This is a genomic window from Pantoea sp. B566, from assembly GCF_024793925.1.
Classification (GTDB): Bacteria; Pseudomonadota; Gammaproteobacteria; order Enterobacterales; family Enterobacteriaceae; genus Pantoea; species Pantoea ananatis.
Genome location: NZ_JANUQL010000003.1, coordinates 3,390,602 through 3,415,092, shown reverse-complemented (window position 1 = coordinate 3,415,092; position 24,491 = coordinate 3,390,602). Strand labels below are relative to the sequence as shown.

The following is a 24,491-nucleotide window of genomic DNA, read 5'->3' as shown; positions in this document are numbered from 1 at the left end:
GAAATGGATAAGACATATAACCCGCAAGATATCGAGCAGCCGCTTTACGAGCATTGGGAAAAGCAGGGCTACTTCAAACCGAATGGCGACACCAGCCAGGAAAGCTTTTGCATCATGATCCCGCCGCCGAACGTCACCGGTAGCTTGCACATGGGTCACGCCTTCCAGCAAACCATCATGGACACCATGATCCGCTACCAGCGCATGCAGGGCAAAAATACCCTGTGGCAGGCCGGTACCGATCACGCAGGCATCGCCACCCAGATGGTGGTTGAGCGCAAGATCGCCGCAGAAGAAGGCAAAACCCGTCAGGATTACGGTCGCGATGCGTTCATCGACAAAATCTGGCAGTGGAAAGCTGAATCGGGCGGCACCATTACCCGCCAGATGCGCCGCCTGGGCAACTCGGTTGACTGGGAGCGCGAGCGTTTCACCATGGACGATGGCCTGTCTAATGCGGTGAAAGAAGTGTTTGTGCGCCTGTACAAAGAAAACCTGATCTACCGTGGCAAGCGCCTGGTGAACTGGGATCCGAAGCTGCGTACGGCAATCTCTGACCTGGAAGTGGAAAACCGCGAGAGCAAAGGCTCGATGTGGCACATCCGTTATCCGCTGGCCGATGGCGCGAAAACCGCCGACGGTAAAGATTATCTGGTCGTCGCAACCACCCGTCCGGAAACCCTGTTGGGTGATACCGGCGTGGCGGTAAACCCGGAAGATCCGCGTTACAAAGATCTGATCGGTAAATTTATCATGCTGCCGCTGGTTAACCGCCTGATTCCTGTGGTAGGCGATGAGCACGCCGACATGGAAAAAGGCACCGGCTGCGTGAAAATCACCCCGGCGCATGACTTTAACGACTACGAAGTGGGCCGTCGTCATAAGCTGCCGATGATCAACATCCTGACCTTCGACGGCGATATCCGTGAAAGCGCGCAGGTTTATGACACCAACGGCGAAGCCAGCACCGCTTACAGCGACGCGATTCCTGCTGCTTTCCAGAAGATGGAGCGTTTTGCCGCCCGTAAGGCCATCGTGGCTGCGGTAGACGAGCTGGGCCTGCTGGAAGAGATCAAACCGCATGATCTCACCGTGCCTTACGGCGACCGTGGCGGCGTGGTCATCGAGCCGATGCTGACCGATCAGTGGTACGTGCGTACGGCACCGCTGGCAAAAGTCGCGGTTGAAGCGGTTGAGAATGGCGATATTCAGTTTGTACCGAAGCAGTATGAGAACATGTACTTCTCCTGGATGCGTGATATTCAGGACTGGTGTATTTCCCGTCAGCTGTGGTGGGGCCACCGTATTCCGGCCTGGTATGACAACGACGGCAACGTTTATGTGGGTCGTACCGAAGACGAGGTTCGCGCCGAGAACAACCTGGCCGCCGATGTGGCGCTGCGTCAGGACGATGACGTGCTGGACACCTGGTTCTCATCAGGCCTGTGGACCTTCTCGACGCTGGGCTGGCCGGAAAATACCGAAGCCCTGCGCACCTTCCACCCCACCAGCGTGCTGGTGAGTGGCTTCGACATCATCTTCTTCTGGATTGCCCGCATGATCATGCTGACCATGCACTTCATCAAAGATGAAAACGGCAAGCCGCAGGTGCCGTTTAAAACCGTCTACATGACCGGTTTGATCCGCGACGAAGAAGGCCAGAAGATGTCGAAATCCAAGGGTAACGTGATTGACCCACTGGATATGGTTGACGGCATTTCGCTGGAAGATCTGCTGGAAAAACGCACCGGCAACATGATGCAGCCGCAGCTGGCGGAAAAAATCCGCAAGCGTACCGAGAAGCAGTTCCCGAACGGCATTGAGCCATCAGGTACCGATGCCCTGCGCTTTACGCTGGCGGCGCTGGCCTCAACCGGCCGTGATATCAACTGGGACATGAAGCGACTGGAAGGTTATCGCAACTTCTGTAACAAGCTGTGGAACGCCAGCCGCTTTGTGCTGATGAACACCGAAGACCAGGACTGCGGTCAGAACGGCGGCGAGATGACGCTGTCGCTGGCGGATCGCTGGATTCTGACCGAGTTCAACCACACGGTAAAAGCCTATCGTGAGGCGCTGGACAGCTATCGCTTCGATATCGCTGCCAACATCCTGTATGACTTCACCTGGAACCAGTTCTGTGACTGGTACCTGGAGCTGACTAAGCCGGTGATGAACAGCGGCAGTGAATCCGAGCTGCGCGGCACGCGCCATACGCTGGTTCATGTACTGGAAGCGCTGCTGCGCCTGGCGCACCCGATCATTCCGTTTATCACGGAAACCATCTGGCAGCGCGTGAAAGGCCTGAAAAACATCAGCGACGACACCATCATGCTGCAGCCGTTCCCGCAGTTTGATGCAGCGAAAGAAGATGCCGAAGCCAAAGCCGACATCGAGTGGATGAAGCAGGCGATCATCGCGGTCCGTAATATCCGTGCGGAGATGAACATCGCGCCCAGCAAGCTGCTGGATGTGCTGCTACGCGACTGCTCCCCGGCGGCCCAGCGCCGCGTTGAGGCCAACCGTAACTTCCTGTCACGCCTGGCGCGACTGGAAAGCCTGACCATTCTGCCTGCGGGCGAGAAAGGCCCGGTGTCGGTGACCAAAATCGTGGAAGGCGCCGAGCTGCTGATCCCGATGGCGGATCTGGTGGATAAAACCGCCGAGCTGGAGCGACTGGCCAAAGAGCTGCTGAAGCTGGATGTGGAAATCGAGAAGATCCAGACCAAGCTGGCTAACGAAGGCTTTGTGTCCCGAGCACCGGAAGCGGTCGTTGCCAAAGAGCGCGAGCGCGTCGCCGAGATGGAACAGTCAAAAGCAAAACTGATTGAACAGCAGGCGGTGATTGCGGCATTGTAATGCGTCGTAGTCCGCTAGCTTGAACATGAAGCCGGGCTTGCCCGGCTTTTTTATTGCGCTCACTTTGTACCGGAATTTTGATGAAAACCATTGCCGATATTCAGTTGCGGCCCATTACTGCCGACGACAATCCTCATATCGCCCGGGTGATCCGTGACGTTTCTGCGGAATTTGGCCTGACGGCGGACAAAGGCTATACCGTGGCCGATCCCAATCTGGACCAGCTTTATGAACTTTACAGCGCCGGGCACAGCGCCTACTGGATTGTGGAACATCAGGGAAAAGTGATGGGCGGCGGCGGCATTGCCCCCCTCGCCTGCAGCGCGCCGGATATCTGTGAGCTGCAAAAGATGTATTTCCTGCCGGGCATCCGTGGCCTCGGCGTGGCGCGTGAACTGGCGCTTTTAGCCATGGCGCACGCGCGTCAGCGGGGCTTTCGCCGCTGCTATCTGGAAACCACCGGCAGCTTAACCCGCGCCATTAAGCTCTATGAATCGCTGGGTTTTGCCCGCATCGACCATGCGCTGGGCTGTACCGGACATGGTGACTGCGAGTTCAGGATGCTGAAAACGCTGTAATGCGCTTAAAACGCCGGAACACCGCTGTGAAAGCGCAGCTCCGTGTCCGGTTCACTGATTAGCCTGGCCTCCGCTTCCCCAATCGCCCGCACGCGCGCCGAAATGTCTTTCGGTGAGATCTGCGCGGCCAGCGCCAGGTAATCCTGGTAATGCCGGGCTTCTGAACGCAGTAGCGAGATATAAAACTTCTCTAATTCGCTATCCAGATAAGGCGCCAGGCTGGCAAAGCGTTCGCAGGAGCGCGCCTCAATATAGGCACCGCAAATCAGCTTATCCACCAGCGTATCGGGTTCGTGGGTGGTCACTTCACGCAGCAGGCCTTTGGCGTAACGGCTTGAGGTGATTTTCTGATAGACCAGCCCGCGCGCCTGCATAATTTCCCATACCTGATAAAAGTGATGCAGCTCTTCTTTAATCAGCAGCACCATTTTCTCAACCAGATCGTCCGCCCAGGGAAGCTCGTTACGCACAATAATGGCTTTGGTCAGATTTTTATGGGCGTTGATAAAATCGCTGTCGCCGTCCTCGCGGAAGATAAAATTCTCGTAAGGCTTCAGCCACGCCAGAATCCGGTCACCGCTGGGTTTGTCGGCAACGTATTTGCGGATCAGCCACACGGCGGTCTGGGCCGCTTTCAGTTCGCATACCAGATGGTCAGTGAGCAGCAGGGTCAGGTTTTCCGGTTTACGCGCCTCAAGGATCCAGGCCTGAGGCGTGCGGCAGAGCAAAAACTGATGTATCGGTTCAAGTAAAGATGCGTAATTCATGGATGTCAGACAGGGCCGGAGAACAGGAAAGGCGGAGCAGGCTCCGCCGGTGTTGATTAGTGGCGAATGCCGTTGTCGTCTTCGTCGATAGCCTCGCCGTCGTCTTCGTCGTCATCCTGGGCGTTCGGGTCTTCGAAGTAGGTACCCCAGCCGTCATAGTCGACGTTGTATTTGGCTACCAGGTTCACCAACTGCTCCACCTGGGCATCAATCAGCTCCGCTTTCAGCGCGCCTTCGCTGAGGATGTCCACACACATCACGGTAGTGCCGTCTTCCAGCTCCAGCTCTTCTGGCTCGGTGACTTCATAGCCCAGTTTAAAGGCGTCCACCGCCGCTTTTTCCAGCGAGTCGAAGTTGTTACAGGAGAGATGGTGCTCAATGGTATAGAGCGCATCGGGATCGCTGCCATCCTCTAACAGTTCTTCGATGATCAGCCGCGTCTCTTCACGCTGCTCTTCCAACAATGCTTCAAATGCCATGGCGATATCCTCTCTGAGTTCGGCAATAAGTGATTATTTTCCCATACTGCCTGTCGCGCCACTACACAAAACAGAAAAGATTATTCTCGTCAGGGTTGAAAATGCATATTCATACGGTTAAATTGAATTTTAATTCATTATAAACCCCGTACCGGAGTGCTGTATGAGTCAGTTGTATCAACGTCATTTCCTCAGGCTGCTGGATTTTACCCCGGCTGAGATTGACTACTTGCTTACCCTGTCCGCCGAATTAAAACGCGCAAAAAAAACCGCCAGTGAAACCCAGTACCTGAAAGGCAAAAACATCGCGCTCATCTTCGAAAAAGACTCGACCCGTACCCGATGCTCTTTCGAAGTTGCCGCTTACGATCAGGGGGCAAACGTCACTTACCTCGGCCCAAGCGGCAGCCAGATCGGCCATAAAGAGTCGATGAAAGACACCGCGCGCGTGTTAGGCCGCATGTATGACGGTATTCAGTATCGGGGTTACGGTCAGGCACTGGTCGAAACCCTGGCGGAACATGCTGGCGTGCCGGTGTGGAACGGCCTGACCACCGAGTTCCACCCAACGCAGCTGCTGGCCGATCTGCTGACCATGCAGGAGCATCTGCCAGGCAAGCTGCTCAGTGAGATGACCCTGGTGTACGTGGGCGATGCTCGCAACAATATGGGTAACAGCATGCTGGAAGCGGCGGCACAGGTTGGCTTAGATCTGCGTATGGTCGCACCGCAAAGCTGCTGGCCGGAAGCCGACCTGGTGGCCCAGTGCCGTCAGGTTGCCGAACAGACCGGCGGCAAAATCACCCTGACGGCAGATATTGCCGAGGGCGTGAAAGGCGCCGATTTCATCTATACGGACGTCTGGGTTTCCATGGGTGAAGCCAAAGCAGTGTGGGAAGAACGTATTGCCCTGCTGCGCGACTATCAGGTCAACCACGCGATGCTCGCGCTGACCGGCAATCCGCAGGTGAAATTCCTGCACTGCTTACCGGCCTTCCATGACGATCAGACCACGCTGGGCCGTCAGATGGCGGAACAGTACGGCCTGCAGGATGGCATGGAGGTCAGCAATGACGTCTTTGAGTCGGCGCACAGCATCGTATTCGATCAGGCGGAAAACCGGATGCACACCATTAAAGCGGTGATGGTGGCCACGCTGGGACAGCGCTAATCGGGTTGCCGCAAACGTTTACCTGTGGCGCGATTTTTCCTTGATGCGCATGCCTGATGGCGTATAATGCGCCACAATTTGCCGGAGGAAACATGCAACAGCATCGTGCACAATGTGACGCGCTACCTCGCCTCAACGCAGGCGGCACCGCTGTTTCTTTCCGTCATCGAACCGATCTTAAAAAAGCCCCTTTCTAAGGGGCTTTTTTTTGTCCGCAATCCGGCCGCGCCGCAGAGGAGAGAGCTATGGCTAACCCGCTATATCGCAAGCATATCATTTCAATTAACGATCTCAGCCGCGACGAGCTGGAGCTGGTCCTGCACACCGCTGCGCAGCTTAAAGCACATCCCCAGCCGGAACTGCTGAAACATAACGTGATCGCCAGCTGCTTCTTTGAGGCCTCGACCCGCACCCGGCTGTCGTTTGAAACCGCCATCCATCGCCTGGGCGCCTCTGCGGTGGGCTTCGCCGATGGCAGCAATACGTCACTGGGTAAAAAAGGGGAAACCCTGGCCGATACCATTTCGGTTATCAGCACCTACGTGGATGCCATCGTGATGCGTCATCCGCAGGAGGGCGCCGCGCGGCTGGCCACCGAGTTTTCCAACGGCATCCCGATTCTGAATGCCGGAGACGGCGCAAATCAGCACCCAACGCAAACGCTGCTGGACCTGTTCACCATTCGTGAAACCCAGGGGCGCCTCAGCAACCTGAACGTGGCGATGGTGGGTGACCTGAAATATGGGCGCACCGTGCACTCTCTGACCCAGGCGCTGGCGAAGTTTGACGGCAACCGCTTCTTCTTTATCGCCCCGGATGCGCTGGCGATGCCGGCATATATTACCGATATGCTGGACGAGCAGAATATCACCTGGTCACGTCACGACAGCTTTGAAGAGGTGATGCCGGATCTGGATATTCTCTACATGACCCGGGTGCAAAAAGAGCGACTTGACCCTTCAGAATATGCCAACGTCAAAGCGCAGTTTATTTTACGCGCCGCAGACCTGAACGGTGCGCGCGACAACATGAAGGTGCTGCACCCGCTGCCGCGCATCGATGAAATCACCACCGACGTGGACAGCACGCCGTACGCCTGGTACTTCCAGCAGGCCGGTAACGGCATCTACGCACGCCAGGCTTTACTGGCACTGGTTTTAAACAGCGACACCGCCCTGTAAGGAGTGACAGTATGAGCCAGGATAACAAACTGCAGGTCGAAGCCATCAAAAACGGCACGGTTATCGATCACATCCCTGCGCAGGTAGGCTTTAAGCTCCTGTCGCTGTTTCGCCTGACCGAAACCGACCAGCGCATCACCATCGGCCTGAATCTGCCGTCGGGGGAAATGGGCCGCAAAGATTTGATTAAGATCGAGAACACCTATCTCACGGAAGATCAGATCAATCAGCTGGCGTTTTATGCGCCGCACGCCACCGTCAACCGCATTGATGACTATGAAGTGGTGGCCAAGATCGCCCCTGCGCTACCGGATCGCATCGATCGGGTGCTGACCTGCCCGAACAGCAACTGCATCAGCCGCAGCGAACCGGTGTTCTCCAGCTTCGCCGTGAAGCACCGCGCCGATGAGGTACACCTCAAGTGTAAATACTGTGAGAAAGAGTTCGCCCGTCATGTGGTATTGGGTCACTTTTAATCGGCCCTGCCGCGCTTATAATGAACCGCGTTTTATGGCGGGCAGCGCCTTTGCTGCCCCGGCCTTACTCTAAGGAGAAATGATGTCTCGTGAAATCAGTACGGAAAAAGCCCCAGCGGCTATCGGCCCCTACGTGCAGGGCGTTGATCTCGGCAGCATGATCATCACCTCGGGTCAGATTCCGGTGAACCCGGCCACGGGCGACGTTGCTGAAGACGTATCGGCACAGGCGCGCCAGTCGCTGGAAAACGTGAAGGCGATCGTCGAAGCGGCGGGCCTGAAGGTTGCCGATATCGTGAAAACCACGGTATTCGTGAAAGATTTGAATGACTTTGCGACCGTAAACGCCACCTACGAAGCCTTCTTTACCGAGCACAATGCGCCCTTTCCGGCGCGTTCCTGCGTGGAAGTGGCCCGTCTGCCCAAAGATGTGAAGATTGAGATTGAAGCGATCGCGCTGCGTCGCTAAATCTGACCGCGCACGGCACTGACCGTGCGCGTTTTTGCACACTGTCCTTACCTTTCCTGGTACAGCACTCCACGCGCCCGTTGATTTGAGCGGTAAAGCGTATCACGCACCGGCAACATACCACTGTCCACGCACGTCAGCCACTGCTGGGTTGAAAGCACCGCCGCAAAATTTGACTGCAATACCACACAAAATACCCGATGGATCTCTTCTGCGCTCGCCTGTCCTGCCTGATTCTTATATGGCAGCGATCCGCTGGCATCATGAAGGTATTCTACGGCGGTTCCCCTGTGCCAGGCGTGGTTAATGGTTGAGGCATTACAGTTGTGGGTCATGTAACCCGTAACGGTAAGCGTATTAATATCGCGCTCTGCCAGCCACTCCGCCAGTTGCGTGCCGGCGTAGGCGCTGGCACGGGATTTTTTTAGCAGAAGATCGTGCGGACGTGAAGCCACGGTGGGATGCAGTTGCCAGCCGTCGCTGTCTACCGCAAACAAGGGGGCATCAGCAGGCGAGGTCTGCTGCACCACAATCACCGGGATCCCCGCCTCACGCGCCTTATCCATAACAAGACCAATATTGGTCAGCGTTTCATCAGGGCTGGGATATTCCAGTGGAAGATTGCCGCTAAAATACTCATTCTGAACATCAATTACGATCAAGGCGCGCTTTGCGGTAAAGGTTGTGACCATTAGCAGAACTCCTCTGAAAATGCCGAGCTGACGGTGCGCCAGTCCTCTCACCCCATCTTCCCCTTTAGCCGGAATGCGGTACAGTGGCCCGAAAGAAAATAAACGAAATAATCGGGCCAATATGGAAACCAGGATGCCACCCAGCACTATCGCCGTTTTGGCGTTTAACGGTATAAGTCCTTTTCACCTTTCAGTGCCTTGCCTGGTGTTTGAAAACCGTGCCGGTGAAGGTTTACCTGCCTTCGATCTGCGCGTCTGTGCCGTGGATGCTGACGAAAATGCTAAGCTGCGCACCGTCGCGGGTTTTACGTTACATAGCGATCTGACGCTTGAGGATGCCATGCAGGCCGAGGTGTTAATCGTCCCTTCCTGGCGCAGCGCAACGGAACGTCCACCCGAGTCCATGCTGAATGCGGTGCGAACGGCCTGGCAGCGCGGGGCAACGGTGGTCGGCCTGTGCCTGGGCGCCTATGTGCTGGCGGAAGCCGGGCTGCTTGATGGACAGCAAGCCACCACGCACTGGAGCGCAGTGGCAGATTTTTCGCAGCGCTATCCGCAGATCACATTACTGCCTGACGTGTTGTATCTGGATGCGCATGACGGGCGACTGGTGACGTCGGCCGGCACCGCAGCAGGGCTCGATTGCTGTCTGCATTTAGTACGCCGCTGGTATGGCGCAGAGGTGGCGAACCAGATTGCACGGCGGCTGGTCGTTGCGCCCCACCGTCAGGGCGGCCAGGGGCAGTATATTGAACAGCCCCTGCACCATCAGCCGGGCGGAGACCGTTTATCGGATTTATTGAACTGGATGGTGGCGAACCTCGCTGAGCAGCATACGCTTGATGCACTGGCGCAGCGAGTGTCCATGAGCCGGCGAAACTTCACCCGACGCTTTCGTGAGCTGACGGGAATGACGGTCAACCAGTGGCTGCTGGGCCAGCGTCTTGCGTATGCTCAACGTTTGCTGGAAAGCACGCGCCAGCCGATCGAAAACGTGGCGCAACAGTCAGGCTTTGGCAGTGCGGTATCCTTGCGCCAGCACTTTAACAGGACTTTCAAGACCTCGCCGGGAGCCTGGCGTAACTTGTTTAGCCGCGACTGACTGCGAGAATGTTACATTTTAGGACGCCACAGCCACAGCACGGCAATCGCCAGTGCAAACAGTGCGCCGAAGCCCATGCCGGTCGCCACCGCGGGCGCGCCAGCCCGTATGGCTAAGGTATACAGCCCAAGCATCACCAGCATGGCGGTGTTTTCAACGAGGTTCTGTACCGCGATGGCATTACCGGATCCCACGCTCTGTTTGCCCCGCTCCTGCAGCAGCGCGTTAAGCGGAACCACGAAGAAACCGCCGAGTACGCCAATCACTAACAGCAGCAGGTAAGCATTCAGCAGCGTATGTTGCAGCGAGAAAATTACCACCACGATCCCAATCAGCACACCGGCAGGCATACAGCGGCGCACGGTCTCCAGCGTAACCAGCCTTGCCGCCAGCGCCGCGCCCACGACGATACCGACCGCCACCATAGCATTCAGCGTGGTCGGGGTTTTGTTATCCTGGATCCCCAACGCCACCGGCACCCACAACACCAGCAGAAAACGCAGCGTGACGCCTGCGCCCCAGAACATGCTGGTCCCGAGCAGGGAGAAACGCGTTTCAGCGTTGTTCCACAGTACGCGCGTTGCGGCAATAAAGCTGCGCAGCATGGCCGCGAAGTTCCAGCTCTGGCCGGGACGCGCGGCGTGCAGTTTAGGGATAAACAGGTTCGCCGTTACCGCCACGGCATAGGTCAAGGCACAGACCGCCAGCGCGGCAACCAGGTTCCAGTCAGCCAGGATGCCGCCCGCCACCGAGCCCAGTAAGATCGCCGCAATGGTGGAAGCTTCCATCAGCCCGTTGGCTTTGACCAGCTTCTCGTCATGGGCGATTTCCACAAGGATGCCGTATTTGGCGGGCGAATACGCCGCCGCGCCGATCCCCACCAGGGTGTAACCCAGGAAGGGATTAAAGCCAAAGCAGATGATCATCGCGCCCAGTAGCTTCAGGCTGTTGGCAAACATCATGACCCGCCCTTTGGCAAAGCTGTCCGCCATCTGCCCCACAAACGGGGCCAGCAGGATATAGGTTGCCACAAACAGCATCTGCAAGATCGGCTGGCTCCAGTCGGGATAGAACTGGTTTTTTAATAATGCCAGGGTGGCAAACAGCAGGGCATTATCGCCGAACGCGGAGAAAAACTGCGCCACCATTACCGCTATCATGCCGCGCGACAATAACGGCGCATCACGTTCTACGATCATGCCTGTTCCTCTTCCGCCATGTTTTTCAGCGTGACATAGTCAGGTTTACCACTGCCCAGGAGGGGCAACGTTTTTACCACGCGAATGTCGCGTGGTACGGCCAGCTCGGCAGCCCCCAGCTCACGCGCGGCTTTTTGCAGGCTCTCGCGTGCCAGTTCGCTGTCGGTAGTAAACAGCACCAATGCTTCACCCCGATTACCGTCAGGGCGCAGCGAGGCCGCATGCTGTTTATCCGAAGAGGCCTTCAGGGCAATCTGCTCGACCACCTCCAGTGACACCATCTCACCGGCTATTTTGGCAAAGCGTTTGGCTCGCCCCTGAATCTGGCAGAAGCCGCCCTCATCAAAGCTGACGATATCGCCGGTATCGTACCAGCCCGCTTCACTCTGGCCTTCGCCGTTATCAGCGGCCGGGGTTTCCAGCACGCCGGGGTTCTCGACCCGCAGATAGCCCTTCATGATGTTAGGGCCACGCAGCTGTAGCTGCCCGCCGTTTTCGATGCCCGGCACCGACATCAGGCGAGAATCCATTCCCGGCAGGATACGGCCCACGGTATGCGCTTTCGCGGCCATCGGCACGTTGATCGCCACCACCGGCGCGCATTCGGTGACGCCATAGCCTTCCAGAATACGAATGCCGTACTTGTCCATATACAGCTGGCGCGTGGTTTCCTGCAACTTCTCTGCCCCGGCCACCACGTAGCGCAGTCGCGCAAAGTCATAGGGCTGGGCAAAGCGGGCATAGTTACCCAGGAAGGTGGAGGTCCCAAACAGAACGGTGCAGTTACGGTCGTAAACCAGCTCCGGCACGATCCGGTAGTGCAGCGGGCTGGGATAGAGAAAGACCTGCGCCCCGGTCATCAGCGGTGTAAACAGCCCCACGGTCAGGCCAAAAGCATGAAACAGCGGCAGGGCCGACATAAAACGGTCGCGCGGCGTAAAGTCTGCCACGGTACGGATCTGTTCAACGTTGGCCAGCAGGCTTTTGTGCGAGTGCACAACGCCTTTGGGATGGCCTTCCGATCCCGACGTAAACAGCACCATCGCGGCCTCTTCCGGCTGCTGCGCCACCTGGGCCTGGCGCGGCGCGATCAGATGCGCCAGTATCCAGAGCTTGTCTTTGAGCGTAACGGTATCCTTCAGATCTTCCAGGTAGATCCACTGTACCTCTGTCAGGCCCTGCGGCAGGTGCCACAGGTTGCCCTTGTCCAGAAACTGGCGGGACGTAAACACGGTTTTCACTTTTGATGCGGTCAGCGCCGCGCGCATGCCGCTTACGCCAGCGGTATAGTTCAGCATCGCAGGCACGCGCCCACGTAGGGAAGCGCCCAGGATAGCCGCCGCGGTGACCGTGGCGTTAGGCAGCAGCAGCCCTACGTACTCGTTGGGTTGGCTGTAACGCTCCAGAATCCGTCCGACGCCCAACGCTTTTTTCAGTAAACCGGTATAGCTGTCCGGTTTGAAATTCACGTCTTCAATGCAGCGTTTAAACGCGCCGTAGCGCTGGCGGGCATTGAGAAAGGCCTCAAACAGAGTTTCCCGTGGGCGCACGGCCATGCGTGCTTCCATCATAATGTGATGCAGGTGTTCACCGGCCAGCACGCGACGATCACGGGCGCGTTTCGCTTCAGGCATCGGAATATGGGTACCGGGTAAAATGCTGAGTGTGATGCGCGGAAACAAACGACGCTTAAAGACGCCCGCCAGGCGACCAAACGGCGTAAACTCCGCGCCTTCAATGCGCATCGGCACCACGGTGGCACCAGATTTTGCGGCGACAAATCCGGCCCCGCTGTAAATTTTCATCAGCGATCCGGTGACGGTAATCCGGCCTTCCGGGAAAATGACCACCGGACGCCCGCTGTCGATCAGCCGCACCAGCTGCTTCAGCCCCAAAGGTTTAGTGGGATCGAGCGGAACAAAATCCACGTACGGCTTGATGAGACGTAAAAACCAGTGCTCGCTGATCGACGAGTAAATCGCAAAAACCGGTTTGATGGGCAGAAACAGCGCCAGCAGCGCCCCATCCAGAAACGAGGTGTGATTCGGGGTAATCAGCACCTTCTGCTTATGCAGTTCAGCGAGATCGCCCCGGAGTTCAACCCGCCACAGCAGGCGGAATACCAGGCGGAAAAAGGTGAATAACATGCCGGCTCCTTAGCATCTTAAAAATAGCCACTCACGATGCAGGATTTAGCCGTAATCGACAACTGATTATTGGCAGATTTCAGCGCTATGCCGCCTTCATGGTGCGGTATGCCAGCCGCCGCCCAGCGCCGCGATCAGCGCCACGCTACTGACCCACTGGGTGCTTTTCAGCGTCAGTAAACTTTGTTGCGCGCTCAGGCTGCTGTTTTCGGTTGTCGCCACATCCAGATAGTCAATCATCCCGGCCTCATACTGATTGCGTGTGACCTGCGCCGAAGTCTGCGCGGCGGCGGTGGCGCGCTGCTGTGCGGCGATTTCGCCCTGCAGCGTGTTCAGTTCCACCAGGCGGTCTTCGACATCCTGCATCGCCGTCAGCACCGTCTGTCGATAGTTCGCCACGCTGGCATCGTAGGCAGCGCGGGCCTGATCCACACTGGCCGAGGTGGCGCCAAAGTCCAGCAGCGAGCCGCTCAGCTCGGGTCCCAGCGACCAGGCACGGTTAGGTAACGCGAACAGGTTATGCAGCGCAGAGGCGCTCACGCCGCCGCTGGCGCTGAGGGTGAGATCGGGATAGTACCCGGCGGTGGCAACCCCGATCGCCGCGTTGGCTGCCGCCATTTTACGCTCGGCCATGGCGATATCGGGACGGCGCTGCAGCAGTTCGGCCGGTAAGCCGCCGGGAATCGCCGGTAAGGTTGCCGTCAGGGTTGCGGCAGGCAGGCTGAAATCCGCAGGCGCTTTGCCCACCAGCAGGGCGATCGCATGTTCCATCTGGGCGCGTTGCCACTGATAATCCTGGGCCGAGGCGCTGGCGCTCTCCAGCTGTTGCTGCGCCTGAGCCACCGTGGCACGGGATTCCGTTCCCGCCTGATACTGGTTCTGTATCACGCTCAGATAGCGCTGATAGGCGGCGATGCTCTGCTGATACAAACCAATTTTTTCGTCCATGATGCGCAACTGGAAGTAGTCTTCCGCCAGCTCGGTCTGGGCGCTCAGGGTGATATTGGCGAGTTCCGCTGCGCTGGCCTGCGCGCTGGCCTGATCCTCTTCCCGTGTCCGACGCAGTTTGCCCCATAAATCCAGCTCCCAACTGGCATTCAGCGCCGCCTGATGGCTGCTGCTGGTGGTGCGCGTGCTGTCAGTGTGGCTGCCGCTCCGCGTCGTACTGGCGTCATAATCCAGAGTGGGAAACAGCGCTGCCCGGGACTGCGCCACCAGCGCCTGCGCCTGGCGATACTGCGCCGCGTATTCAGCCACATTCTGGTTAGAGAGGCTGACCTGACTGAGCAGGCTGTTTAGCGTGGCATCCTGGTACACCGACCACCATTCGCCCTTGTGCCGATCGTCCTGGGGCGTCGCCTGCTGCCAGCCTCTGGCCTCTTTGTAGTGAACCGGCATCGCCATCAAAGGGCGTTGGTAATCGGGGCCAACAGTACAGCCGCTCAACAGCAACAGCAGCACCAGCACGGCCGGAAGACGTGATTTCATGATTCAGGTTCCTGCATGGCGCAGACGACGCCATTGACGTTGGATGGCACGGCTCAGGCGATCGAGCCACAGATAAATAACCGGTGTGGTAAACAGCGTCAGCAGCTGGCTCAGCGCTAAGCCCCCGGCGATGGCAATGCCGAGCGGGCTGCGTAAGTCGGCATCACCGCCGCTGCCCAGCGCCAGCGGCAGCGCCCCGAAGAACGCGGCCAGCGTGGTCATCATAATGGGGCGAAAACGCATCAGGCAGGCCTGGGTAATCGCCTGCTGCGGTGACAGGCCAAGCCGCCGCTCGGCATCAATGGCAAAGTCGATCATCATAATCGCGTTCTTTTTTACGATACCGATCAACAGGATAATGCCGATCAGCGCGATCACCGTGAGCTGAGTATTGGTCAGTAACAGCAGCAGCAGCGCGCCCACGCCCGCCGAGGGCAATGTCGACAGAATCGTCAGTGGATGAATATAGCTCTCATACAGCACGCCCAGAACGATATAGACCGCCACCAGCGCCGCCACAATCAGCCACGGCATCGTGGCGGTCAGTTGATTAAATTCGGCCGCTGTGCCGGCATAGCCCGCCTGAATGGTTGAGGGCAAGCCAATCTGGGCCATCGCCTGTTTGATCAGCGCCTCCGCCTGCTCCAGCGAGACGCCGTCATTCAGGTTAAAGGCCACGGTGCTGGTAGCTGACTGCCCCTGATGCGTCACCGTCAGCGGGGCATTGCCGCCCGTGAAGCTGACAAAGGCCGACAGCGGAATGCGGTCGCCGCTGTCGTTAATGACGAACAGCTGCTGCAATATCGACGGATCGCGGGTATCGCTGTCCTGCAGCGACATCACCACGTGATACTGATTGAGCGTATGGTACAGCGTGGCAATCTGCCGCTGGCTGAACGCGTTATTCAGCATCGTGTCCAGCATCTTCACATTCACCCCCAGCCGGGTGGCCTGGTCGCGGTCGATCGTCAGCATCACTTCCTGACCGCCGGTTTGCGCATCGGAATCAACGCTGTTGAGCTGCGGAATCGCCGCCAGTGCCGCCTGGACTTTAGGCGTCCACTCGCGCAGCAGGGCCAGATCGTCCGCCTGCAGGCTGTACTGATAGGTGGCATTGGCACTGCGCCCGCCGATGTGCAGATCCTGCGCCGCCATCAGAAACAGCTGCGCGCCGGGGATCTTACTGGTTTTCTGGCTTAAGCGGTTAGCCACCTGGCTAGCCGTGGCATCACGCTTGTCAAAAGCTTTAAGCCGGACAAAAAAGTCGGCGTTATTGCGCGAGCCAAACATCCCGCTGCCCATGGATGACATCACGCTTTCAACGGCAGGATCGGACCGAATGATGTTGGTGAACTGCAGCATCTTCGGCTTCATCGCCTGAAACGAAATATTCTGATCCGCCCGTAAGGCCCCCATCAGCAGGCCCGTATCCTGTTCGGGGAAAAAGCCTTTCTGCACCACCGTATAGAGAAACAGGTTAAGCAGCACGGTGAGCAACAGGCTGAACAGGGTCAGTTTCTGATGGCGCATGACCCAGTTGAGACCGCGCGAGTAGGCCGCAAGCGCGTGGTTTAACTGATTTTCAATCCACTGATAAAGCGGATGCGGGCGCTTGCTCACGTTGGGTTTCGGTTTCAGCAGCCGCGCGCAGAGCATCGGCGTCAGGCTCAGCGAGACAAACATCGAAATCACCAGGGAAACGGTTAGCGTGATCGCAAACTCGCGAAACAGCCGCCCCAGCAGGCTGCCCATCAGCAGGATGGGAATAAACACGGCAATCAGCGAGACCGTCATCGACAGCACGGTAAAGCTGACCTCCCGCGCACCGCGGATGGCAGCACGCAGCGGGCGCTGGCCGGCTTCAATATGGCGGGTGATATTTTCCAACACCACGATGGCGTCATCAACCACGAATCCCGTGGCGATGATCAGCGCCATCAGCGACAGGTTATCCAGGCTGTAACCCAGCAGGTACATCACCGCACAGGTTCCGATCAGCGAGACCGGTAGCGCCAGGGCCGGAATGATCACCGCCTGCAGGTTGCGTAAAAAGACAAACACCACCGCAATCACCAGCAGCACCGCAATCAGCAGCGTTTCTTCGGTATCGTATAGCGAGGCGCGCACGCCGGGCGAACGGTCCACCACCACCTTAAGCTGAGTATCGGCAGGCAGATCTTTTTCCAGGGCAGGCAGGCGGGCTTTAATGGCATCGATGGTGTCCAGCATGTTGGCGCCCGCCTGGCGCTTGATGCCCACCATGACCGCCGGTTGGGCATTGAGGAAGCCGGCCTGATAGCGGTCCTCCACTGAATCGTACACGCTGGCGACGTCGCCCAGCCGCACGACATTGCCGTCTTTGTTGCTGATAATCAGGTTGCGATAGCTGGCGGCTTTGTCCAGTTGGCCATTGCCGTCCACCATCCACGACTGGCTGCTGCCCTGCAGCGAGCCTTTAGGCAGCGTGGTGGTGCTGTTGGCCACTGCGCTGCGCACCGTATCCAGCGAAATACCTGCGTGGATGAGTTTAAGCGGCTGCAGATCGATGCGGACAGCAGGCAGTGCGCTTCCCATTAATGACACGTCGCCCACGCCCTTGATCTGTCCCATCGCCTGTTCGATTTTACTTTCGGCCAGATCGTAGAGCTCACCCGGCGAGCGGGTGGCGGAGGTCAGCGCCAGCATGACAATCGGCGCATCCGAGGGGTTGGCTTTGTGGTAGGTCGGCAGCGATGCCATCGCGCTTGGCAGCAGGCTGCGTGCCGCGTTGATCGCCGCCTGCACGTCGCGTGCCGCGCCGTTGATATCCCGGTTAAGTTCGAATTGTAAAATGATGGTGCTGGAGCCCTGCGAGCTGTTTGAGGTCATCTCGGTGATACCGGCAATCTGCCCCAGCGAGCGTTCCAGCGGCGTGGCAACCGTTGCCGCCATGGTTTCCGGGCTGGCACCGGCCAGGCTGGCATTAACCATAATAGTCGGGAAATCCACCTGCGGCAGCGGGGCCACCGGCAACAGGCGGTAGCCCAGCACGCCAAGCAGCAGAATCGCCATCGTCAGCAGCAGCGTGGCGACCGGGCGGAAGATAAACAGCCGGGTCAGGTTCATTGCCCGCTCCGCGCCTGTTGCTGACGGCGTTTCACCCAGGCATTGCCGCGCTGGGCAATCCCATCAAACCACAGATAGATCACCGGCGTGGAGAACAGCGTCAGTACCTGGCTGACGATCAATCCGCCGACAATCACCAGCCCCAGCGGCTGCCGCAACTCGGCACCCGATCCGGACGCGAGCATCAGCGGCAGTGCGCCCAGCAGCGCCGCCATGGTGGTCATCAGTATCGGGCGGAAACGCAGCAGACAGGCCTGATGAATGGCTTCCCGGGGGGAGAGATGCTGCTTGTTTTCGGCCTCCAGCGCAAAATCGATCATCATGATGGCGTTCTTCTTCACGATGCCGATGAGCAGAATCACCCCAATCAGCGCAATCAGGCTGAACGCCGTATTCGCCAGCAACAGGGTTAACAGCGCCCCGACCGCCGCGGAGGGCAGCGTCGAGAGGATCGTCACCGGATGGATAAAGCTTTCATACAGAATGCCCAATACCACATACATCGTCAGCAGGGCCGCCAGTATCAGCCACAGCGTGTTACTTGTAGCGCTTTGAAACGCCGAGGTTTCTCCCTGATAGCGCAGCGTAATCGCCGAGGGCAGCTGCAGCTGTGCAGTCACTTTGGTAATGGCGTTCTGCGCATCTTCCAGCGAATAGCCGTCATTGAGATTGAAGGAGATCATCACCGCCGGAAACTGATTCAGCCGCATGTGCATCAGCGACCCGGTCCGTTGATGGATCGTGGCGATGGCGGTCAGCCTGACCATGCCGCTGCTGGTGGTTGTGGCCGTGCTGGTGGCGGTTGAGGCTGATGAGGTATCCGGGCTGCTGCTGGCAGACGTGCTGTCTGATGCGGTGCTGGACGTGCTGGCAGAGGGTTTCAGATACACATCGTCGAAAGCGGCCGGGCTTTGCTGGTATTGCGGAGCGACTTCCAGCACCACGCGATACTGATTCGACTGGGTAAAGATCGTCGAGACCAGCCGCTGTCCAAACGCGCTGTAGAGCGCGGTATCAACGTCCGCTGCGGTCACGCCCAACCGCGCGGCTTTGTCCCGGTTCAGCTCGACATAAGCCACCTGGCCCTGATCCTGTAGGTTACTTACCACGCCGTTGAACTCTGGCCGTTTCTGCAAGGCCGCCACCAGTTTCGGCGACCAGGTCACCAGGTCTTCGCTGTTGGCATCGTCAAGGGTGAACTGATACTGGCTCGGCGTGACCTGATCGTTAACCGTCAGATCCTGTGCTGGTTGCAGATAAAGCTGAATGCCGACCACGCGCGTTGCCGCCTGCTGCAGCTGTTTGATGATTGCACCGGCTTTGTCGTCGCGTTGACCAAAGGGCTTCAGGTTGATCTGCAACCGACCGCTGTTCAGGCTGGTGTTGTTGCCGTCAATACCGATGGTCGAAGAGACGCTCTCAACCGCCGGATTTTGCATGATCACCGCAGACAGCGCCTGCTGGCGCTTCGCCATCTCGGTAAAAGAGACGTCCTGCGTGGCCACGGTCACGCCCTGAATCAACCCGGTATCCTGAGTTGGGAAGAAGCCTTTGGGGACAAGGATATACAGCAGCGCGGTGAGAGCAAAGGTCGCCAGCGCCGCCAGCAGCGTCAGTTTCTGATGATCCAGCACCCGGGTCAGCAGGCGGTCGTACCCGCGAATCAGCCAATCAAAAACCTCGCCGCCTTTGCGCGCGAAACGGGACTGCTTCTCGGGCGGAACAAAGTGCAGCAGGTAAGCACACAGCATCGGCGTTAAGGTCAGCGAGACCAGCATTGAAACCAGAATGGATACCGCCAGCGTGATGGCAAACTCGCGAAACAGGCGCCCCACCACATCGCCCATAAACAACAGCGGAATCAGCACCGCAATCAGGGAAAAGGTCAGAGAGATGATGGTAAAGCCAATCTGCTGCGATCCCTTTAACGCCGCCTCCAGCGGTGGCTCCCCTGCTTCCAGCCGCCGGGAAATATTCTCGACCACCACGATCGCGTCGTCGATCACAAAACCGGTGGCAATCGTCAGCGCCATCAGCGACAGGTTATTGAGGCTGAAGCCGGCGAGATACATCACGCCAAAGGTTCCCACCAGCGAAAGCGGTACCGCCAAGCTGGGGATCAGCGTGGCCGCCACGTTACGCAGGAACAGAAAGGTCACCATCACCACCAGCGCAATGGAAAGCATCAGCTCAAACTGGACATCGCGGATGGAGGCGCGAATGGTTTGGGTACGATCGGACAGGATGGTCATTTTCACGCCGTCGGGCAGCGCGGCCTGCAGCGTGGGCAACTGCGCCTTGATGCTGTCCACCACCTGGATGACATTCGCCCCCGGCTGGCGCTGCACGCCGATCACGATGGCCGGGTGGTTGTTGGCCCAGGCAGACTGAAAGCTGTTCTCCGGTCCCTGCTCAATATGGGCGATGTCCTTCAGCCTCAGGGCGGCGCCGTTCTGGTAGGTCAGAATCAGGTTGCCGTATTCGGCGGCGGTGCGCAGCTGGTCGTTGGCGTCAATGGTGACGGAGTGATAGCGGCCGTCAAATCCGCCCTTGGAGCCTTTGACGTTGCTGTTGCCGATAAGCGTATTCACGTCTTCCAGCGTCAGGCCATGGGCCGCCAGCGCCTGAGGGTTCATCTGCACGCGAATTGCCGGTTGGTGACCGCCCGCGAGCGTTACCATGCCCACGCCGGAAATTTGCGAGAGCTTGAGCGCAACGCGGGTATTCACCAGGTCCTGAACCTGCGTCAGCGGCAGAGTATCCGAGCTGGCAGCTAAGGTGATGACCGCACTGTCGGCCGGATTGACCTTTTTATAGGTGGGCGGCGTGGGCAGATCGGTCGGAAGCAAATTATTGGCGGCGTTGATGGCGGCCTGCACCTCCTGCTCGGCCACATCCAGCGACAGATCCAGGCTGAACGTCAGGGTGATGATCGACGATCCGCCTGAGCTGGTCGAGCTCATCTGGCTCAGGCCTGACATCTGCCCCAGTTGGCGCTCCAGCGGTGAAGTGATCGTCGATGCCATTACGTCCGGGCTGGCACCGGGATAGAGCGTTGTCACCTGAATAGTTGGGTAATCGACCTGCGGCAGCGCCGACGTTGAAAGAAACCGGTAGGCAAACAGGCCAGCGATCAGCACGCCCGCCATCAGCAGGATGGTGGCGACCGGACGCAGAATAAAGAGGCGTGACGGGTTCATTGTGCCTCAGCCGGTGGAGTCGGTTGGGTGCTGTCCGCGACCGAAACTTTACTGCCGTTGGTCAGGCGATCGATCCCTTCCGTGACCAGACGGTCGCCAGGCTTCACGCCCTGCAGAATAGCCTGCCACGTCTCACCGTAAGCCGGACCTGCCGTAACCGGCTGGCGCGTCACGGTGTTGTCTTTATTGATGATAAAAACAAAGCTGCCGTCGCTGCTCAACTGTAACGCCTGCGCCGGAATAATGGTGGCGCCTTTCAGCACGCTGGTTTGCAGGCGTAGGTTCACAAACTGGTTGGCGTACAGCGCCTCGTCGTCGTTAGCGAACATGGCTTTCAGCGTAATGGTGCCGGTCGCCGTGTCGATCTCGTTGCTGATAAATTTCACCTGCCCCTGACTCAGGGCATGCTGGTTATCCTGATCGAAGGCGGTGGCGGGCAGTGTCCGATCGTGATGAAGGGCTTTTACCAGCGTCGGGATATGACTTTGGGGCACACTAAAGGTAACGGCGGCAGGCTGCATCTGGGTAATGGTCACCAGCCCGGTCGTGGAGGCGCTCTGAATCATATTGCCCGGATCGACCTGACGCAGCCCTACCCGACCACTGACGGGTGCGGTGATGCGCGCATAGCCAATATTCAGCCTGGCGCTGGCAATCTGGGCCTGATCGGCAGCCACTGCGCCGCGATACTGTCCCACGGTCGCGATTTGCGTATCTAAATCCTGGCGGGACAGCGAGTCCTGGGCCGCCAGTTTACGGTAGCGTGCCAGCGTCAGTTCGGCACTTTTCAGCAACGCCATATTTTCGCTGAGCTCCCCCTGATACTGATTCAGCGTGGCCTCGTAGCTGCGGGGATCGATCTGCGCCAGCAGCTGGCCCGCTTCAACCTTCTGCCCTTCGGTGAAGTAAACCTTCTCCAGTTGACCGTCTACCCGGCTGGTGACCGTTACGCTGGCATTGGGGATCACCGTACCCAGCGCATAGAGATAGACCGGCACATCGGCGGTGCTGGCGGTGCCGCTGTGAACCAGCGTCGTGCCGCCTTTCAGCATACCGGGGCCGCCATGGCGTCCGGCATGACCGCGCGCGGGCAGGGTGCCGCCTGCGCCTTTATGGCCCATCAGTCGCCATGCCACGGCGGCAACGATTAACAGCGCAATGAGCAGAAGCAGCCATTTCAGCCAGCGGGAACCACGGGTACGGGGAGCGTGAGTAGTCATCGAACTCTTCAGGTAAACAGGGATAAAAGAAATCCTCCGGATGGGAGGCATCGTCGAAACGGCATCTGCAAAGATTATCGGCTACTTGTGTTACGACTTTCCATCGCCAAACCGTAAGGGTTGCGTTAAGAAACCTTACCAGTCCCCTGCCCACGGGGTGGACCCGCACGAATAACAGGGGCTGGCGGCCGGAATAGTGGGCAAAAAAAACCCACGCATCTGCGTGGGTTGGTGTAATAACGATTGGCCTTGCCGGAGCAGTGCCCGTTTTCACACCCATCAATACCTCTGGGATGTCCATACTCTCACCCTGCAGGAGTCAGTGACAGGTGAAAAAGGAAAATGAATTCGGCGAAATGAAACGAGGTGTAAAAACATCCACACCTCACTTACAGTTTGATTTGGTTAGGATTTATCTGAACCGCTATCCACAGGCTTGCTGTAGATGGCATCCGGGGCAATATTCATGTGCTTGAGCACCGGCCCCATGATGTTACCGAACACCGGCGCGGCTACGGAGCCACCGAAGTGATCGCCCGCGGTAGGATGGTTAATCATTACCACCAGCGCCACCTCAGGATGGCTGGCCGGGGCAATACCTGCGGTGTAGTTCACATAACCGCCATCATACTTCCCGCTGCTGCCCATCTTTTCAGCCGTACCGGTTTTGGTGGCCAGTCGATAGCCCGGTACCGCCGCTTTCAGTCCGGTACCGCCCGGCAGGACGTCACTTTCCAGCATGTGCACCACTTCCTTGACCGTTTCCGGATTAGCGACCTGCTTGCCCAGCACCGGCGGCGTCACTTTGGTGATCGACAGCGGACGATAAACGCCATAGGAACCCAGCGTGGCGTATTCACGGGCAATTTGCAGCGGCGTGACGCGCAAACCGTAGCCGAAGGAAAAGGTCGCGCGTTCGATATCGGCCCAGCGCGTGCGGTGCAGCGGGAAATACCCTACGCTTTCGCCGGTCAGCCCCAGCCCGGTGGGTTTACCCAGGCCAAATGCGTAGTAGGTGTTCACCAGGGCTTCCGCCGGCATCGCCAGGGCGATATGTGAAACGCCGATGTCGCTCGATTTTTGCAAAATGCCGGTCATGGTCAGGCGCGGCCAGTGACCGACGTCGCGGATCAGGTGGCCGTTAACCCGGTAAGGCGTGGTATCCAGCACGGAATCCGGCCGGACGAGGTGACGTTCCAGCCCTTCCATCACCACAAGGGGTTTTACCGTTGAACCCGGCTCGTAGCTGTCATTAATGGCGGTATTGCGCATCTGCGCTGGGGTTGCCCCCTGATAGTTGTTGGGGTTGAACGAGGGATAAGAGGCCATCGCCAGAATCTCGCCCGTATCAATTTTAACCAGCACCGCCGCGCCCGAATCCGCCTTGTTTAGCAGCACGCCATCGCGCAGCTTACTGTAGAGCGTGTACTGGCTGAATTTATCAATGCTGAGCTGCACCGTCGGCGGCTGAGTGGGCGGCTGGTAGCTAATCATCGCGATAATATTCCCCGCCGCATCCTGCCGGTAGACTTCTTTACCCGGCTGGCCCTGCAGGACTTTATCAAAGCCCTTCTCCAGTCCGTTGAGGCCGGTGTTATCGGCCCCCACAATACCAATCAGCGGCGCGGAGGCTTCGCTCATCGGATAAAAGCGACTGTCGTCGTAGACTTCACTGATGCCTTTAAGCTTCAGATCTTTAATATCTTTGGCGATCCCCAGTTCGACTTTGCGCCCGAGATAGAGAAAACGACGTTTGGGGTTAGCGGTGATCTGCGCCGCGACCTCTTCTGGTCGCATACTTAATGCCGCCGCCAGATAGGCCCACTTGGCGCTGGTAAAATCAGGGTTGCTCTCCAGCACGCGCTGCGGATCGGCGATGACATCCCGCGACGGTACGCTGAGCGCCAGGGCTTCGCCGTTGCGATCCAGTAAGGTGCCACGGCTGGTCGGAAGCGTAACGGTACGCAGCGAGCGCTGATCGGCCTCGTGTTCCAGCATGGGCTGATTAAGAAACTGCAAATCGGCGACGCGCACCAGCAGAACAGCCATGCAGGTAAATACGCCCAGGCAGATCAGGCGAAAACGGAAAGGGTTAAACGGGGCTTTTATCTGGTCTTTACCCAGTAATTTTTTAATCCGGGGCATGGCAATCCGCTGCGCTTAAAAAAAGAGGTCAATCCCGCAGTTATAATCAAAGCACGGGTAAAAACACAGGAAAACTGTGTATCAGTTCGTTATCGTTCAGTTTATTTCGGGCAAAAAAAACCTGCGTATCTACGCAGGTCGGTGTAATCAAGAAAAAATCAGTTGATGTTCACCCATCAATACCTCTGGGATCCTGAATGTAGCAAGCGAAAC

The 24,491-nt window shown here is 58.0% G+C and carries 17 protein-coding genes; 7 read left to right on the top strand and 10 right to left on the bottom strand.

Annotated elements, in window-relative coordinates; all coding sequences use genetic code 11:
* The first annotated feature begins 3 nt into the window (after positions 1 to 3).
* Together NYE92_RS17590 and NYE92_RS17585 are read left to right on the top strand one after the other, a co-directional pair.
* Entirely contained in the window at positions 4 to 2,859 is a 2,856-nt protein-coding gene (locus NYE92_RS17590; RefSeq protein ID WP_089517655.1) for a valine--tRNA ligase, read from the top strand.
* Between the two features lie 80 nt (positions 2,860 to 2,939).
* The gene (locus NYE92_RS17585; RefSeq protein ID WP_072136356.1) at positions 2,940 to 3,437 is read left to right on the top strand and encodes a GNAT family N-acetyltransferase; all 498 of its coding nucleotides are present in this window, start codon (positions 2,940 to 2,942) and stop codon (positions 3,435 to 3,437) included.
* 5 nt (positions 3,438 to 3,442) lie between these two features.
* Here the strand turns inward: NYE92_RS17585 and miaE are convergent, their stop codons facing one another.
* Together miaE and rraB are read right to left on the bottom strand one after the other, a co-directional pair.
* The gene (gene miaE, locus NYE92_RS17580; RefSeq protein WP_259019297.1) at positions 3,443 to 4,204 is read right to left on the bottom strand and encodes a tRNA isopentenyl-2-thiomethyl-A-37 hydroxylase MiaE; all 762 of its coding nucleotides are present in this window, start codon (positions 4,202 to 4,204) and stop codon (positions 3,443 to 3,445) included.
* Positions 4,205 to 4,260: 56 nt separating this feature from the next.
* On the bottom strand, positions 4,261 to 4,683 hold the full coding sequence (gene rraB, locus NYE92_RS17575; RefSeq protein ID WP_013024385.1) for a ribonuclease E inhibitor RraB: 423 nt from the start codon (positions 4,681 to 4,683) through the stop codon (positions 4,261 to 4,263).
* Positions 4,684 to 4,846: 163 nt separating this feature from the next.
* On the opposite strand from rraB, the gene argF reads away from it, so the two are divergent.
* The 4 genes from argF (at position 4,847) to ridA (ending at position 7,980) form a co-directional block, all read left to right on the top strand.
* Positions 4,847 to 5,854, top strand: a complete 1,008-nt coding sequence (gene argF / locus NYE92_RS17570) for an ornithine carbamoyltransferase (RefSeq protein ID WP_259019296.1) — start codon at positions 4,847 to 4,849, stop codon at positions 5,852 to 5,854.
* A 245-nt stretch (positions 5,855 to 6,099) separates the two neighbouring features.
* Entirely contained in the window at positions 6,100 to 7,035 is a 936-nt protein-coding gene (pyrB, locus tag NYE92_RS17565; protein WP_013024383.1) for an aspartate carbamoyltransferase, read from the top strand.
* 11 nt (positions 7,036 to 7,046) lie between these two features.
* Positions 7,047 to 7,511, top strand: a complete 465-nt coding sequence (gene pyrI, locus NYE92_RS17560; RefSeq protein ID WP_013024382.1) for an aspartate carbamoyltransferase regulatory subunit — start codon at positions 7,047 to 7,049, stop codon at positions 7,509 to 7,511.
* Positions 7,512 to 7,593: 82 nt separating this feature from the next.
* The gene (gene ridA, locus NYE92_RS17555) at positions 7,594 to 7,980 is read left to right on the top strand and encodes a 2-iminobutanoate/2-iminopropanoate deaminase (protein ID WP_014606727.1); all 387 of its coding nucleotides are present in this window, start codon (positions 7,594 to 7,596) and stop codon (positions 7,978 to 7,980) included.
* 47 nt (positions 7,981 to 8,027) lie between these two features.
* Here the strand turns inward: ridA and NYE92_RS17550 are convergent, their stop codons facing one another.
* A complete protein-coding gene (locus tag NYE92_RS17550) occupies positions 8,028 to 8,672 on the bottom strand; it encodes a cysteine hydrolase family protein (RefSeq protein WP_042677074.1) in 645 nt (214 codons plus the stop codon).
* A gap of 133 nt (positions 8,673 to 8,805) precedes the next feature.
* Between NYE92_RS17550 and NYE92_RS17545 the strand changes: the two genes are divergently transcribed.
* The gene (locus tag NYE92_RS17545) at positions 8,806 to 9,774 is read left to right on the top strand and encodes a GlxA family transcriptional regulator (protein WP_088900618.1); all 969 of its coding nucleotides are present in this window, start codon (positions 8,806 to 8,808) and stop codon (positions 9,772 to 9,774) included.
* Positions 9,775 to 9,785: 11 nt separating this feature from the next.
* On the opposite strand, the gene lplT is transcribed toward NYE92_RS17545, so the two are convergent.
* From lplT to NYE92_RS17510, 7 genes are all read right to left on the bottom strand, one after another.
* Entirely contained in the window at positions 9,786 to 10,973 is a 1,188-nt protein-coding gene (gene lplT, locus NYE92_RS17540) for a lysophospholipid transporter LplT (RefSeq protein WP_014606730.1), read from the bottom strand.
* On the bottom strand, positions 10,970 to 13,120 hold the full coding sequence (gene aas, locus NYE92_RS17535; RefSeq protein WP_028715975.1) for a bifunctional acyl-ACP--phospholipid O-acyltransferase/long-chain-fatty-acid--ACP ligase: 2,151 nt from the start codon (positions 13,118 to 13,120) through the stop codon (positions 10,970 to 10,972). The genes lplT and aas overlap by 4 nt, the downstream gene beginning before the upstream one ends.
* 96 nt (positions 13,121 to 13,216) lie before the next feature.
* Entirely contained in the window at positions 13,217 to 14,608 is a 1,392-nt protein-coding gene (locus tag NYE92_RS17530; protein WP_259019295.1) for an efflux transporter outer membrane subunit, read from the bottom strand.
* 3 nt (positions 14,609 to 14,611) lie between these two features.
* Positions 14,612 to 17,713 carry an efflux RND transporter permease subunit gene (locus NYE92_RS17525; protein ID WP_259019294.1) on the bottom strand — a complete coding sequence of 1,034 codons (3,102 nt, stop codon included), beginning with the start codon at positions 17,711 to 17,713 and terminating at the stop codon, positions 14,612 to 14,614.
* Positions 17,710 to 20,913 (bottom strand): efflux RND transporter permease subunit, encoded by a 3,204-nt coding sequence (locus NYE92_RS17520; RefSeq protein WP_259019292.1) that lies wholly within the window; start codon positions 20,911 to 20,913, stop codon positions 17,710 to 17,712. The genes NYE92_RS17525 and NYE92_RS17520 overlap by 4 nt, the downstream gene beginning before the upstream one ends.
* Positions 20,910 to 22,133, bottom strand: coding sequence for an MdtA/MuxA family multidrug efflux RND transporter periplasmic adaptor subunit (locus NYE92_RS17515; RefSeq protein ID WP_014606735.1), 1,224 nt, complete (start codon positions 22,131 to 22,133; stop codon positions 20,910 to 20,912). Before NYE92_RS17515 ends, NYE92_RS17520 begins: the two co-directional genes overlap by 4 nt.
* Before the next feature lie 405 nt (positions 22,134 to 22,538).
* A complete protein-coding gene (locus NYE92_RS17510) occupies positions 22,539 to 24,278 on the bottom strand; it encodes a penicillin-binding transpeptidase domain-containing protein (protein ID WP_014595174.1) in 1,740 nt (579 codons plus the stop codon).
* Between the last annotated feature and the right edge of the window lie 213 nt (positions 24,279 to 24,491).